We start from the raw sequence: 14,423 nt of genomic DNA on the forward strand, positions 1-14,423 counted from the left end.
GGGTCGGCCGGGCCCCAGGCCCCGCACACTCGGCCGGCGCCCGCCCGTCCGCGGTGGCGCGAGGAGGGGGACCCGCGTGACCGCCAGCCCGACGCTCGAGCGGCTCGACGGCGCCGACGTCCGGGCCGGCGAGCCACAGGTGCACGTCGTCGCACTGGACGCGGTGACCGCTCCGACCACGGCCCTCCCCCGCGAGCCCTACGTCACCGTGCTCGTGCCGGCGCACGACGAGGCCGACCAGATCGCCGCCACCCTCGCGGGCCTGCGGCGCCAGACGCTGCCGCCGGCGCGGGTGGTCGTCGTCGCGGACAACTGCTCCGACGAGACGGTCGCCATCGCCCGGGCGGCCGGCGCCGAGGTGTTCGAGACCGTCGGCAACACCGACAAGAAGGCCGGCGCGCTCAACCAGGCGTGGGCGCTGCGCTTCCGCCGGGTGGCCGAGGGCGAGCGGCGCGGCACCGAGCGCCGGGCGGCCGACCGCCGCACCGGGACCGGCGTCACCGCCGGTCCCGAGCGCCGCACGGGCGGCCGCCGCACCGCGGCCGACCGGCGCGACGGCGCCGCCGACCGGCGCGGCGCGACCACCGGCCGGCCCGACGCCGCCGACGACGACCTCGTGCTCGTCCAGGACGCCGACTCCTCGCTGGACGAGGGCTTCCTCGAGGGCGCCGCGCACCACGTCCTGCGGGACGACCGGATGGGCGCGGTGGGCGGCACGTTCCGCGGCGATCCCGGCGGCGGCCTGGTCGGGCACCTGCAGCGCAACGAGTACGCCCGCTACGCCCGCGACGTGCGCCGCCTGCAGGGCAAGTGCCTCGTGGTCACGGGCACGGCCGCGATGTTCCGGGCGGCCACGCTGCGGCGGATCTCCGAGGCGCGCCTGGACGGCCGGGTGCCGCGCGGCGACGGCCGCGGCGGCATCTACGACACCACCGTCCTCACCGAGGACAACGAGCTGACCTTCGCGATCCTGCACCTGGGCTACCAGGTGCTCAGCCCGAAGGAGTGCACGCTCACCACCGAGGTCATGCCGACCTGGCGGGCGCTGTGGAACCAGCGGCTGCGGTGGAAGCGCGGCGCCATCGAGAACTGCGTGCAGTACGGCGTCACCCGCATCACGTGGCGCTACTGGGGCCGCCAGCTGCTCACCCTCGCCGGCGTCCTCATCACGTTCCTGTACCTCGGGTCGCTCGCGGTGTCCCTGATCGGGTCCGGGCACGTCCAGGTGCAGCCGTTCTGGCTCGCGGTGACCGGCGTCTTCGTCCTCGAGCGGGTCATCACCGTCCGCGACCGCGGGTGGAGGCACATGCTCGCCGCGGCCACGATGTACGAGCTCCTCTACGACGTCTTCCTGCAGTTCGTGCACGCCCGCGCCTACCTCGACGCGGCGCTCCGTCGTGAGAGGAGGTGGTAGAGGTGTACGACAACCCCGCGGCTCCCCTGGCGGCCGGCGGCACCGGATCGGTGCTCGCCTACACCGGCTTCGGCAGCATCTGGCTGGCTCTCGCGGCCTTCGCGCTCATCGCGGTCGGCACGGCGCTCCTGCGCATCGTGCCGCGCAAGCAGGGCTGATCCCCGGGCCCGGTGACGACGTCGTCACCGGGCCCGCGCTCACTCCCCGGCCCGCTCGCGGCGGCGGGCCTCGGCGTCGAGCTCGCCGGCGTAGCGGCGGACCGCCTCGCGCAGGGCGTCCTCGGCGTCCCAGCCGCGCTGCTCCGCGGCGGTGACGACGGCCAGCAGCCGCTCCCCCAGCTCCTCCGGCGACGCCGACCCGAGGTCGGCCGCGTCCGGCACCGGGAACCCGGCCCGCCCGGCGCGGCGGACCAGCGCGGCGCCCCACGCGGCCGCCGGCTGCGAGCGGGAGACGCCCTCGGTCGGGGAGCGCCGCTGCTTCTCCGCCTTCTTGATCTCCTCCCAGCCGGCCTCCACGCCGGCCACGTCGCGCGGGCCTGCGTCGCCGAAGACGTGCGGGTGGCGGCGCACCAGCTTGTCCACGAGCTCACCGGCGACGTCGTCGACGTCGAAGCGGCGGTCCGCCCCGGCCTCGGCGGCCACGCGGGCGTGGAAGACGACCTGCAGCAGCACGTCGCCGAGCTCCTCGCGCATGGCCGCCGGGTCGTCGTCGACGATCGCGTCGTAGGCCTCGTGCGCCTCCTCGAGCAGGTAGCCGCGCAGCGAGGAGTGCGTCTGCTCGGCGTCCCAGGGGCAGCCGCCGGGCGAGCGCAGCCGGTCCATGACGGCGACGACGTCGAGCAGCCGGGCGCCGGGCGGCTCGGGCGCTCCGTCGACGACGGGCCGGCCGGCCACCTCCCCCGGCGCGGCGAGGCAGGCGACGTCGGCGTCGAGGGCGGCGGCGTCCGTGGCGTCGGTGACGTCCCACCCGGCGGCGCGCAGCACCTCGGCGGTGGCGGCGGCGCCGGGCAGCGCGGCCACCCGGCGTCCGGCGAGCGCGGCCCAGCCGGCCGGGCCGAGCAGCCCGGGCAGCCGCGGGCTGACCGTGACGACGACGGCCGGGGGCACGGGGTCAGCCCTCACCGGTGGCGGGCGCCGGAGCGCCGGCCTCGGTGCCGGCCTCGGTGCCGGCCTCGTCCAGCAGCTGGACGACGCCGCCGTCGGCCTCCTGCACGACGTCGTCCTCGAGGGTGCCGTAGCGGGGGTTGACGGTCACCGACAGCTCGTCCTGCACCTCGCCGACGACGGCGGCGCCGGCCTCCTCCACCCCGTTGGCGGCCTGGCTCTCGATGTCGGGCCGGGCCTCCTCGAAGGTGGGCGTCGTGCGGGTGGCGACGAAGACGACGACCACGCCGTCGACGCCGGGGACCGTGGTGGTGAAGCCGGTGCCCGGCGCGGCCGCGGTGATGCCCTGCGCGAGCGGGCCGCTGACCTCCGACACCGGCGTGCTCTCCACCTGCGGGAGCGAGTTCTGCCCGGGGAAGCGGGCCGCGACCGCCGGGTAGGAGGCGGGCGCGGCGGTCAGCTCGGCGACGGCGGCGTCGGCGGCGGCCTGGTCGGGGACGACGAAGTAGCCGACCTCGGCCTGCTCCAGACCGGCCCGCGCCTCCTCGTAGCGGGCGCGCAGCGCCGCCTCCGACAGCGCGTCGCCCTCGCCGGTGGCCTGCCCGAGCTCGCGGCGCAGCAACTGCTGACGGGCGCTCTCCCGGACGTCCTCGCGCGAGTAGCCCTGCCCGGCGGCCTGGGCGTAGAGCGACTCCTCGTCCTGGCCGCCGAGCGCCTGGGTGATGAACGCGCCGAGCTCGGTGTCGGTGACCTCGACGTCGTACTGCTCGGCGGCCGCGGCGTAGACCCGCTCGCGGACGAGCAGCGTGAGCACCTGGCGGGTGTAGTCGGCGCCCCCTCCCCCGGCCGCCTCGGCGATCGCCGGGTCGGCCAGGCGGTCGTCGACGGCCGACCGCAGCTCGGCGACGGTCACCTGCTCGTCGCCGACGTAGGCGGCCACGGACGGCGAGGTCCGGCAGCCGGCCACGGGGACGGCGACGGCCACGAGCCCCAGGACGAGGGCGGCGGGACGGCGGATGCGCACGCCCGCAGGCTGCCACATGCGCTGTGACGGCCGTCGCAGGACGCGGCGCCCCTCCCTCAGCTGGCCGCGGCCACCGGCTGCTCGATCACCGCGCGCAGCAGCGAGTGCAGGTGCTCGAGCAGGGCGACGTCGCGCAGCGGCGTCCGCCGGTCGGGACCGACGGGCACCTTCAGCGAGATCGTCTCGACGGCCGACTTGTACGTGGCGCCGTCGGCGAGCCGGGCCAGCCGCATCTGCTGCGACTCGCGCAGCGGCACCGGCGACACCCGGATGACGCGGCCCTGCAGCGACACCTCGGTGATCCCGAGCGCCCGCACCGCGGCGCGGAAGCGGGCCACCGCCAGCAGGTTGAGCACCGGCGCCGGCGGGGTGCCGTAGCGGTCGGTGAGCTCGTCGAGGACGGCCTGCGCCTGGTCGTCGTCCTGCACGCTCGCGACCTTGCGGTAGGCCTCCATGCGCAGCCGCTCGCCAGGCACGTAGTCGTGCGGCAGGTGGGCGTCGACGGGCAGGTCCACGCGCACCTCGACCGGCTCGACGGGCGCGGCCTCGCCGGTGACCTGGGCGCGGTAGTCGGCCACCGCCTCGCCGACCAGCCGGACGTAGAGGTCGAAGCCGACGCCGGCGATGTGCCCGGACTGCTCGCCGCCGAGCAGGTTGCCCGAGCCGCGGATCTCGAGGTCCTTCATCGCGACCGCCATGCCGGCGCCGAGGTCGGTGTTGTGCGCGATGGTGGTCAGCCGGTCGACCGAGGTCTCGGTCAGCGGCCGCGACGGGTCGTAGGTGAAGTAGGCGTAGGCGCGCTCGCGGCCACGCCCGACGCGGCCGCGGATCTGGTGCAGCTGGGAGAGGCCGAAGGTGTCGGCGCGGTCGACGATCAGGGTGTTCGCGTTCGGGATGTCCAGCCCCGACTCGACGATCGTCGTCGCCACTAGGACGTCGTACTCCTTCTCCCAGAAGCCGACCATGATCCGCTCGAGCTCGTGCTCCTTCATCTGGCCGTGGCCGACGGCGACGCGGGCCTCGGGCACCAGGTTCCGGATCTTTGCGGCGGCCTTGTCGATCGACTGCACGCGGTTGTGGATGACGAAGACCTGGCCGTCGCGCAGCAGCTCCCGGCGGATCGCCGCGGCCATCTGCTTGTCGTCCCACGCGCCCACGTAGGTGAGGACGGGGTGCCGCTCCTCGGGCGGGGTGAGGATCGTCGACATCTCGCGGATGCCGGTCAGGCTCATCTCCAGCGTGCGCGGGATCGGGGTGGCCGACATCGACAGGACGTCGACCGCCGTCCGCATCGTCTTCAGGTACTCCTTGTGCTCGACGCCGAAGCGCTGCTCCTCGTCGACGATGACCAGCCCGAGGTCCTTGAACCGGGTGGTCGGCTGCAGCAGCCGGTGGGTGCCCACGAGGACGTCGACCTCGCCGGCGGCGAGCTGGCGCAGGGTCTCGGTGCTCTCGGCCTCGGACTGGAACCGGGACAGCACCCTCACCGTCACCGGGAACTGCGCCATGCGCTCGGAGAACGTCTTGAAGTGCTGGTTGGCCAGCAGCGTCGTCGGCACGAGGACGGCGACCTGCTTGCCGTCCTGCACCGCCTTGAACGCGGCGCGGACGGCGATCTCGGTCTTCCCGTAGCCGACGTCGCCGCAGATGATCCGGTCCATCGGCACGGGGTTCTGCATGTCCGACTTGACCTCGTCGATGGCGGCGAGCTGGTCGGGCGTCTCCTGGAACGGGAAGGCGTCCTCGAGCTCGCGCTGCCAGACGGTGTCCGGGCCGAAGGCGTGGCCCTTGGTGGCCATGCGGGCGGAGTAGAGGCGGATGAGCTCGGCGGCGATCTGCTTGACCGCCCGGCGGGCCTGGCCCTTGGTCTTCTGCCAGTCGGCGCCGCCGAGCTTGGACAGCGCCGGCTGCTCCCCGCCGACGTAGCGGGTGAGCTGGTCCAGGGAGTCGGTGGGCACGAACAGGCGGTCCGGCGGCTGGTTCCGCTTGCCCGGGGCGTACTCGACGATGAGGTAGTCGCGCTGCCCGCCGTGCACGGTGCGGCTGACCATCTCGATGTAGCGGCCGATGCCGTGGTGCTCGTGGACGACGAGGTCGCCGGGCTGCAGCTGCACCAGGTCGACGGCGTTGCGGCGGCGCGCGGGCATCTTCTGCGCGTCGCGCATCGTGGTGCCGCGCTGGCCGGTGAGGTCGTGCTCGGTGACCAGCGCGAGCTTCACGCCGGGGAAGGCGAACCCGGACTCGAGGTTGCCCTGGGTGATGGAGGCCAGCCCGGCGTCGGGGGCGGACTCCAGGCCGGGCACCAGCCGCACGCCGAGCTCGGCGGCGCCGAACTGGTCGGCGGCGCGCTGCGCCGGGCCGGGGCCGGCGAAGGTCAGCACGACGCGCCAGCCCTCGCGGGTCCAGTCGCGCAGGGTGCCGACCGCGCGGTCGAGGTCGCCGGAGAAGCGCTCGACGGTCGTGGCCTCCAGCGCGGCCGCGTCGTCGTCGAGGTCGCCCAGGGTGAACGCGCCGGTGGTCCACCAGGGCAGGCCGCGGCCGCGGGCGGCGGCCTCGACGTCCTCCAGCGCCCGGAACGACGACGCCCCGAGGTCCAGCGGCGCCTCGCCGGCCTCCGCGGCGGTCGCCCAGGAGGCGGCGAGGAACTCCTCGGCGGTGCGGACGAGGTCGGCGGCGCGGCTGCGCACCCGCTCGGGGTCGGCGACCAGGACGTGGGTGCCGGCGGGCAGGAGGTCGGTGAGCAGCTGCAGCTGCCCCTCGACCAGCGCGGGGGTCAGCGACTCCATGCCCTCGACGGCGATGCCCTCGGCCAGCTTGCCGAGCATCTCGGCGAGGCCGGGGTGCTCCGCGGCGAGCTCCGCGGCGCGGGCGCGGACGGCGTCGGTGAGCAGCAGCTCGCGGCACGGCGGGGCCCACAGCCGGTCGGGCCGGTCGTCGAGGGAGCGCTGGTCGGCGGCGGAGAAGTACCGCAGCTCGTCGACCTCGTCGCCCCAGAACTCGACGCGGACCGGGTGCGGCTCGGTGGGTGGGAAGACGTCGAGCAGGCCGCCACGGACGGCGAACTCGCCGCGCTTCTCGACCAGTTCGACGCGGGTGTAGGCGGCGTCGGCCAGCGCGCGGGCGACGTCGTCGAGCTCGGCGGTGTCGCCCGGCTTCAGCTCGACCGGGACGAGGTCGCCGAGGCCCGGCGCCAGCGGTTGCAGCACGCTGCGGACGGGCGCGACCAGCACGTCGACCGTGCCGTTCTGGCCGGGGTCGGTGAGGTCGCGGAGCACGGCCAGCCGGCGGCCGACGGTGTCCGCGCGCGGGGAGAGCCGCTCGTGCGGCAGCGTCTCCCACGCCGGGAAGGTCTCCACCCGGCGACCCGGGAGGAAGCAGCGCAGCAGGTCGGCGGCGACGTCGGCGTCGCGCTCGCCGGTGGTGACCAGCAGGACCGGGACGCCGGCCCCGGGCGCCTGCGCGGCCAGCGCGGCCGCGACCAGCGGCTGCACCGGCGGCGGCGCGGGGACGGCGAGCTCGGCCGACCCCGCGGCGGCCACCACGCGGGCCATGCCGGGATCGCTGAGGACGACGTCGAGCACGCCGCGCAGGCTCACGGGGACTTCCTCCTGGGGACAACGGCCCGCAGCGGTGCCGCCGAGTGCGGCGCAGGCCCCCTCCCAGGCTAGACGCCGGTCGCGGGCTCCGCCGGGGTGCGATCGGCCGCCGGCACCGGCAGAGACACAGAGGGTGGCCCGTTGCGGAGGCGAGACCGACGGCGGTTCCGCGAGCCAGGCGTCCGTGTCGTAACCAGGGCCCACCGCGAGTGCCGCGACTGAACGACTTGGTCCATCGTGTGGATACGACGGCATGAACCGGCCCTGCCGTCGGCCAGCTCGCGCCACGACCTTCCTGGCCGTGGCCAAGCTCCGACCAGCACCGACGCTGGCCGCCCTTGACGAGGACTAGCGAAGAGTCGCATGACGGTCGAGGACACGGCCAGGCAGCTTCTCAGCGCAACCGGATCAGCGACGTGTCACCAGAGCTCACGGTAACGCTCAGCGGCCAAGGGGGCATTGGTGCTGGGCATGAGGCCAAAGGCGTTCCCATCGATGGGCACATTGAAGAGGATTTCGTACAGCAATTGCCCGGGCCCAGCACCCGCATTCTCGCGGAAAAATTGATTCATCTGCTCCATGAAAACGGGGGCGTCACCGAAACGGGCGTTGGGACCCCACTCGCTGACAGCGAAGGGTAGTCCGACGCTTCGGGCAAATTGGATGTGGGCCTGGATCCCTCGGGGCGCACCGTACGCATCGACCGAAACAGCACGATCCCAGAATTCATCCACGGTCGAAGCATAGGGCCAGGCATTGAAGTACGGAATGGAGATCACATCGACGTATTGCGAGCCCGGGAAGAAGGTGCGCCAGTCGAATCCCCGGTCTCCCGGCGTCTCACTGTTCGGGGTGAACACTAGCCGAGCCGCTGGAAAGTACTGAATCTGCAGAGCGCGGAAGCGCTTCCAGGCCGATATGAAGTCGTCCCGATCTGCGGCGGTGACGCTCCATGGATACCATGTGCCGTTGAACTCGTGCGCGAAACGGATGTACAACGTGCCCGGCCTACCCGTCCAGATGTCGGCCATTGCTTGCAGGGACGCCGTCCACCGTTCGTCATAGTCACCGCGGGCAGCAGCCGACCAGGATTCTCCTCGATCGATCGCACCTATCGCAAGGTCAAGATCCCCCATCCAGTCTCGATACTGACCGTCTGACTGCAGCGGCCACAGAGCAGTTTGTCCTGCATTGTTGTCCACCCAAGCCCCCGAGATGGGAAGGGCTGTGCCACGCCACGCACCAAATTCTCCCGTCGGAGCCTGGTCACTGGAAGCACCCGAGGTCCATGTAGGACCCGTCACTCCGTCTGACACGGAGAAGACCACCTCATCAGAGTCGCAGACATCCTCCTGTGAAGCACCAAGCGCCTCCACCCTGAAGGTGTAGGACCCGACCTCAAGATCGACGCCGGCAGAGTATGCATCTGCGATTCCTGGCGAGCCTCCGTAGAAATGGCCACTCTCAACCACCTCTCGATCGGAGTCGGCTCGCTGCACCGTCCAACTGGCCGATTGGGCGGGCTCTGATCGCACTCCTGCGAGCAGTACCCGACCCGGACGGAGGTCCATACCCGGACCCGGTGCGGTGATCGACACCGCAGGAGTTCCACATACCTCCGCGGATTGATCTCCGCCCCCGCCAGTCGGGGATTGGAAGCCCTCCGGCCTCGGCCCGGATTCGGTCCCGGCAGTTGCCGTCGGGCGCGAGCTTGCGCAGCCAGTGACGATGAGGGGCACAAGGACCGCGATAGAAAGCAGCGACTTCAGGCGTCGACACGTGGGCGGTGCTGGAACCGTAACCTCTTCATTCAGGCCCACATCCGGCGGCGCACCGAAACGAGCAGAGTTGCCGCTCACACCAGCATGCCCAGGTCGAGTAGCGTCCACAGGACAGCCTTCCTTGCACTAATGGCCAACGTCTGAGTGAAGACGTCCATCAAGGTTCGAGCACTTGCTGTAGCGAAGTAATTGCGACCCCGATTTCGAGCCGGCGCGGCTCATCGAACGGCACGGACGTCATCGCCCTGCGGGTGAGTGTTCGTTGCACACCTCCACCCACAGCCGCATTCCACAATCGCCCGCATGACTGACTCCACGAAGCGATAGCTGACCAGTAGGCGCCGGAGCGGCTGAGTACCGCGCGGAACGTCTTGGCGACGATCAGCGCGTCGAGGGCCAGCAACCAATTCTGGACGTGGCGCAGGTCGAGCCGGACCGACTCCTCCCATGACAGGTCGCTGCGGCCGGAGATCTGCCAAAGGCCGGTGAGGCCGGGCCGGACGAGCAGCCGGCGGCTGACCGAGGAGCCGTAGCCGGCCACCTCGTGGGGCAGCGGCGGGCGCGGGCCGACCAGCGACATGGAGCCGCCGAGTACGTTCAGCAGCTGCGGGAGCTCGTCGAGCGACAGGCGCCGCAGCCACCGGCCGACGCGGGTGACGCGGGAGTCGGTGCGCATCTTGAACAGCAGCCCGTCGGAGGTGTTCTGCGCCTGCAGCGCCTCGACCTGCCGGTCGGCGTCGACGACCATGCTGCGGAACTTGAGCATCGTGAACCGCGCGCCGTTCACGCCCACCCGCTCCTGGCGGTAGAGGACGGGCCGGGGCTGTCGAGCCGCACGGCCAGCGCGAGGGCGAGCAGCACCGTCCCGGTGGCCAGGACGGCGGCGGCGACGTCGAGCAGGTGCAGCGCGGCGCTGTAGCGGCCGGCCCAGCGGCGGGCGGGGACGCGGCGGACGGAGCGCAGCGGGCGCGTGAGGTCGGGCGCGGGGCGGGGCACCGGCAGGGCCCGGGCGGCGCTCCCCTGGGCGGGTGCGGAGTGGTCCAGCAGCACGTCTCCCCCTCGTCACGCTGAGTGCCCGGGAGAGACGGTCGTCACCGACCGTGCATCGTCGTCCCGCCGTTCCCGGCGTCACGTCCCCCGACGCACGACAAACACTCACAGAGCGTCACAAGCGGGTCAATGCGGAGAGTGACCCTTCACCCGAAGGGGAGAGATCAGGTGCGCGGGTGGACGACGTTCTGCGCCGCCTCGAGGCCGTGCGCGAGCAGCTCCTCGGCGGCGTCGGCGGCCTCGGCGACCAGGAGGTCGAGCTCCTTGCGCTCGGTGGCGGAGAAGTCCTTGAGGACGAAGTCGGCGGGGTCCTGCCGGCCCGGTGGCCGGCCGATGCCGACGCGGACCCGCAGGTAGTCGCGCGTGCCGGTGGACCGGCTGATCGAGCGCAGCCCGTTGTGGCCGCCCTCGCCGCCGCCCCGCTTGAGCCGCACCGCGGCGAAGGGGATGTCGAGCTCGTCGTGCACGACGACGAGGTCGGTGGCGGGGATCGAGTGGTAGTCGAGCAGGCCGCGCACGGGGCCGCCGGACTCGTTCATGTAGGCGGTCGGCCGGGCGAGGACGACGCGGCGGCCGGCCAGGCGGCCCTCGCCGATCAGCGTCCGGGCCCGCTTGCCCTTGCCCGGGGACAGCCGCGTGCCGATCCGGGAGGCCAGCTCGTCGAGGACCATCGCCCCGACGTTGTGCCGGTTGCCCGCGTAGGACGGGCCGGGGTTGCCCAGGCCGACGACGAGGAAGGGCCCGTCCGACGGCGGGGACGCCGCAGGGGCGCCGGCGGTCGCGCCGGCGCCCCTGCGGGACGTGCTCTCGGTCAGCGGGGACCTCAGCTGTTCTCGGTCGACTCGATCGACTCGCCGCTGCCCTGGTCCTGCGGCTCGGGGACGACGTCGCCCTCGCCGGTGCCCTCCTCGGCCGGCGCGGACTCCTCGCGCTCGATGCCGGCCTCGGCCTCGGCCTCGGCGAGCTCGGCGTCGAGCTGCTCGGCGGTCGGGGCGGCCATGACGTTGACGACCAGGGCCTCGGGGTCGGTGAGCACGGTGGCCCCGCCGGCGAGGGACAGCTCGGCGGCGGTCACGCCGTTGCCGGCCTCGCGGCCGGTGACGTCGACCTCGACGGTCTCGGGGATCGCGGTGGCGTCGGCCTCGACCGAGACGGTGTTCAGCTCGACGCTGACCAGGGTCTCGGTGGCGGCCTCGCCCACGACGACGACGGGGACGTCGACGGTGACGCGCTCGCCGCGGCGGACGACGAGCAGGTCGACGTGCTCGTGCACGCGGGTCAGCGGGTCGCGCTGCACGGACTTGGTCAGCGCGAGCTGCTCCTGGCCGTCGAGGATGACGGTGATCAGGGCGTTGGTGCCGCCGTTGCGCAGCACCGCGGCGAACTCGCGGGCCGGCAGCGACAGGTGGACCACGTCCTGGCCGTGCCCGTACAGGACGGCGGGGATGCGGCCCGCGCGGCGGGTCCGGCGGGCGCTGCCCTTGCCGAACTCGGTGCGGGCCTCGGCGGCGAGGCGGAAGTCAGCCACGGTGTGTGCTCCTCAGGTGATACGGCCGGTGTGCCGGCGGCCGGGCGCGGCACACCTCGCGGGGAGCACACGCACGTCGATCACGGAGTGCGGACGGGCCGCCTCCCTCGCCGGGCGACTGCCCATCCTACGCGACCGTGAGGAGGCGGCCGCGCGACCTCCGGGACCGCTAGCTGGCGCCGCCGAAGAGGCTCGTGACCGAGCCGTCCTCGAAGACCTCCTTGATCGCCCGCGCGAGCAGCGGGGCGATCGAGAGGACGGTCAGCTTGTCGAACAGGCGGGCCGGCTCGATGGGCAGCGTGTTGGTGACGATGACCTCGCTGACCTGGCTGTTCTTCAGCCGGTCGACGGCGGGGCCCGACAGCACGCCGTGAGTGGCGCAGACGATGACGTCGGAGGCACCGGCCTCGAACAGCGTCTCGGCGGCCTTCACGATCGTGCCGCCGGTGTCGATCATGTCGTCGACCAGGATGCAGACCCGGCCCTCGACGTTGCCGACCACGCGGTTGGCCTTGACCTCGTTGGGCCGCATGGGGTCGCGGGTCTTGTGGATGAAGGCTAGCGGGACGCCGCCGAGGGCGTCGGTCCAGCGCTCGGACACCCGGACGCGGCCGGAGTCGGGCGAGACGACGGTGATGTCGCGGTCGCCCCAGCGCTCCTTGACGTGGCCGACGAGCAGCTCGAGGGCGAAGAGGTGGTCGACCGGGCCGTCGAAGAAGCCCTGGATCTGGGCGGTGTGCAGGTCGACGGTCATCAGCCGGTCGGCGCCCGCGGTCTTGAACATGTCGGCGACCAGCCGGGCGGAGATGGGCTCGCGGCCGCGGTGCTTCTTGTCCTGCCGGGCGTAGGGGAAGAACGGCGCGACGACGGTGATCCGCTTGGCCGAGGCGCGCTTGAGCGCGTCGACCATGATGAGCTGCTCCATGAGCCAGGTGTTGATCGGCGCGGTGTGGCTCTGCACGACGAACGCGTCGCAGCCGCGCACGGACTCCTCGAACCGGACGAACAGCTCGCCGTTGGCGAACTCGTAGGCCGCTGTCGGCGTCGGTGTGACCCCCAGGTGGCCGGCGATCTCCGCCGTCAGCTCGGGGTAGGCCCGGCCGGAGAACAGCATCAGGCTCTTGCTGGTGGTCTGCCGGATCGCGCTCATCGGCTGTGTGCCCTCACTGCTCGGAGTTGGCCGCGGAACCGGCCCTGGAGTCGGCCCCGGCACCGGTCTCGGCGTCCGCAGGCCCCTGCTGGCCAGCCGCGCCCTCTGCCGCGGCTGCGGCCCTCGCGGCGGCGGTGCCGGGACGGCGTCGTCGGACCCAGCCTGCCACATTGCGCTGTGCGGCCCGCGCCACACCCATGGCCCCCGGCGGGACGTCCTGGGTGATCACCGACCCGGCGGCGGTGTAGGCGCCGTCGCCCACGGTGACCGGCGCCACGAGCATCGTGTCCGAGCCGATGCGCACCTCGTCGCCGATCGTCGTCCGGTGCTTGGCCACGCCGTCGTAGTTGACGAAGACGGTGGCCGCGCCGATGTTCGCGCCCCGGCCGATGGTCGCGTCGCCCACGTAGGACAGGTGCGGCACCTTCGACCCCTCGCCCACCTCGGCGTTCTTCGTCTCCACGAACGCGCCGACCTTGGCGTCCGCCGCGAGCCGGGTGCCGGGCCGCAGGTAGCTGAACGGCCCGACCGAGGCGCGCGGGCCGACGACGGCGCCGAGGACGTGCGAGCGCACCACCGCGGCCCCCTCCTCGACGGTGGTGTCGACGAGCGTGGAGTCCGGCCCGACGACGGCGCCGGCCGCCACCGCCGTCGTCCCGCGCAGCTGCACCCCCGGCTCGAGCAGCGCGTCCGGGGCGACGGTCACGGTGACGTCGATCCAGGTCGTGGCCGGGTCGACGACGGTGACGCCGGAGCGCATGAGGTCGTCGAGCACGCGGTCGTTGAGGGTGCGGCGGCGGGCGGCGAGCTCGCGTCGGTCGTTGCAGCCGAGCACGTCGGCGGGGTCGTCGGCGCGGACGGCGGCCACCGGGGCGCCGCCCTCGACCAGCGGGGCCAGCGCGTCGGTGAGGTACTGCTCGCCCTGCGCGTTGTCGGTGGCCAGGCCGGCGAGCACCCGCCGCAGCGTGCCGGCGTCGGCCACGTAGACGCCGGCGTTGACCTCCCGGATCGCCCGCTGCTCCGGCGTGGCGTCGCGCTCCTCGACGATCGCCCGCGGCGCGCCCTCGGCGTCGCGCACGATGCGCCCGAGCCCCGTCGGGTCCTCGACCTCGGCGGTGAGCACGGTGAAGACGCTGCCGGCCTCGGCGTGCGCGCGGGCGAGCTCGGTGAGCGTCCGCTGCCGCAGCAGCGGCGCGTCGCCGTTGACCACCAGCACGGCGCCCTCGAGGTCGGGGACGGCGTCGAGCGCGACCCGCGCCGCGTGGCCCGAGCCGAGCTGCTCGGCCTGCACCACCGCCCGCGCGCCGGGCGCGACGGCGGCCAGGTGCTCCTCGACGGCCTCGCGCCCCGAGCCGACCACCACGAGGGTCTCGCCGGCGCCCAGCGGCGCCGCGGCCGCCAGCACGTGGCCGAGCATGCTGCGCCCGCCGAGCTCGTGCAGGACCTTCGGCGTGGCCGACCGCATCCGGGTGCCCTGCCCGGCGGCGAGGACGACGACGGCGGCGACTGCCTGCTGGGCGCTCACGGGACTCCTCCGACGCTGGGACGCCGGCGGTCCTGCCGGCGCTGCTGGGGGACTCGGACTCGAACCGAGACTTCCCGGCTCCAAAGGCCGGCGGGCTGCCGATTACCCCATCCCCCACCGCGGCGCCGCGGGGCACCACACCCCGACGAGCCTAGGGCGCACGCCCGCGCGCGGCACGGCTGCGGTGACCCCGCCCCCACCTGCGGCTCCGGAGCCCGGGCGGCGGACCTCCCTACGGTGTCGTAGGTTACG

Annotated in this window: 12 protein-coding genes and 1 tRNA gene; 2 read left to right on the forward strand and 11 right to left on the reverse strand. The window is 73.4% G+C overall.

Going from position 1 to position 14,423, the window contains the following annotated elements:
• The first annotated feature begins 76 nt into the window (after positions 1-76).
• Both WA616_RS21025 and WA616_RS21030 read left to right on the forward strand, forming a co-directional pair.
• Positions 77-1,414: a glycosyltransferase family 2 protein gene (locus tag WA616_RS21025; RefSeq protein ID WP_336032871.1), complete on the forward strand. Its 1,338-nt coding sequence runs from the start codon at positions 77-79 to the stop codon at positions 1,412-1,414.
• A gap of 2 nt (positions 1,415-1,416) precedes the next feature.
• Positions 1,417-1,572: a hypothetical protein gene (locus tag WA616_RS21030; RefSeq protein WP_175562777.1), complete on the forward strand. Its 156-nt coding sequence runs from the start codon at positions 1,417-1,419 to the stop codon at positions 1,570-1,572.
• Positions 1,573-1,611: 39 nt separating this feature from the next.
• On the opposite strand, the gene WA616_RS21035 is transcribed toward WA616_RS21030, so the two are convergent.
• From WA616_RS21035 to WA616_RS21085, 11 genes are all read right to left on the reverse strand, one after another.
• A complete protein-coding gene (locus tag WA616_RS21035) occupies positions 1,612-2,520 on the reverse strand; it encodes a MazG family protein (protein WP_336032872.1) in 909 nt (302 codons plus the stop codon).
• Positions 2,521-2,524: 4 nt separating this feature from the next.
• Positions 2,525-3,541 (reverse strand): SurA N-terminal domain-containing protein, encoded by a 1,017-nt coding sequence (locus tag WA616_RS21040; RefSeq protein ID WP_336032873.1) that lies wholly within the window; start codon positions 3,539-3,541, stop codon positions 2,525-2,527.
• 56 nt (positions 3,542-3,597) lie between these two features.
• Positions 3,598-7,137: a transcription-repair coupling factor gene (gene mfd / locus WA616_RS21045; RefSeq protein WP_336032875.1), complete on the reverse strand. Its 3,540-nt coding sequence runs from the start codon at positions 7,135-7,137 to the stop codon at positions 3,598-3,600.
• A gap of 419 nt (positions 7,138-7,556) precedes the next feature.
• On the reverse strand, positions 7,557-8,339 hold the full coding sequence (locus WA616_RS21050) for a hypothetical protein (protein WP_336032876.1): 783 nt from the start codon (positions 8,337-8,339) through the stop codon (positions 7,557-7,559).
• Positions 8,340-9,075: 736 nt separating this feature from the next.
• Positions 9,076-9,705 (reverse strand): sugar transferase, encoded by a 630-nt coding sequence (locus WA616_RS21055; protein ID WP_336032878.1) that lies wholly within the window; start codon positions 9,703-9,705, stop codon positions 9,076-9,078.
• Positions 9,702-9,968, reverse strand: coding sequence for a hypothetical protein (locus tag WA616_RS21060; RefSeq protein WP_336032880.1), 267 nt, complete (start codon positions 9,966-9,968; stop codon positions 9,702-9,704). Before WA616_RS21060 ends, WA616_RS21055 begins: the two co-directional genes overlap by 4 nt.
• A gap of 164 nt (positions 9,969-10,132) precedes the next feature.
• Positions 10,133-10,690 carry an aminoacyl-tRNA hydrolase gene (gene pth / locus WA616_RS21065; protein WP_336033024.1) on the reverse strand — a complete coding sequence of 186 codons (558 nt, stop codon included), beginning with the start codon at positions 10,688-10,690 and terminating at the stop codon, positions 10,133-10,135.
• A gap of 101 nt (positions 10,691-10,791) precedes the next feature.
• A complete protein-coding gene (locus tag WA616_RS21070) occupies positions 10,792-11,496 on the reverse strand; it encodes a 50S ribosomal protein L25/general stress protein Ctc (RefSeq protein ID WP_336032882.1) in 705 nt (234 codons plus the stop codon).
• A 169-nt stretch (positions 11,497-11,665) separates the two neighbouring features.
• Positions 11,666-12,646, reverse strand: a complete 981-nt coding sequence (locus WA616_RS21075) for a ribose-phosphate diphosphokinase (RefSeq protein ID WP_073418578.1) — start codon at positions 12,644-12,646, stop codon at positions 11,666-11,668.
• 13 nt (positions 12,647-12,659) lie between these two features.
• On the reverse strand, positions 12,660-14,171 hold the full coding sequence (gene glmU, locus WA616_RS21080) for a bifunctional UDP-N-acetylglucosamine diphosphorylase/glucosamine-1-phosphate N-acetyltransferase GlmU (protein ID WP_336032884.1): 1,512 nt from the start codon (positions 14,169-14,171) through the stop codon (positions 12,660-12,662).
• Positions 14,172-14,215: 44 nt separating this feature from the next.
• Positions 14,216-14,288, reverse strand: a tRNA-Gln gene (locus tag WA616_RS21085).
• Positions 14,289-14,423 lie beyond the last annotated feature (135 nt).

It is taken from the genome of Geodermatophilus sp. FMUSA9-8 (assembly GCF_037034165.1).
Lineage (GTDB): Bacteria > Actinomycetota > Actinomycetes > Mycobacteriales > Geodermatophilaceae > Geodermatophilus > Geodermatophilus nigrescens.

Bases quoted from the DNA above. Each gene is read 5' to 3' on its own strand.
- WA616_RS21075 (WP_073418578.1), bottom strand. From the start codon at position 12,646: ATGAGCGCGATCCGGCAGACCACCAGCAAGAGCCTGATGCTGTTCTCC.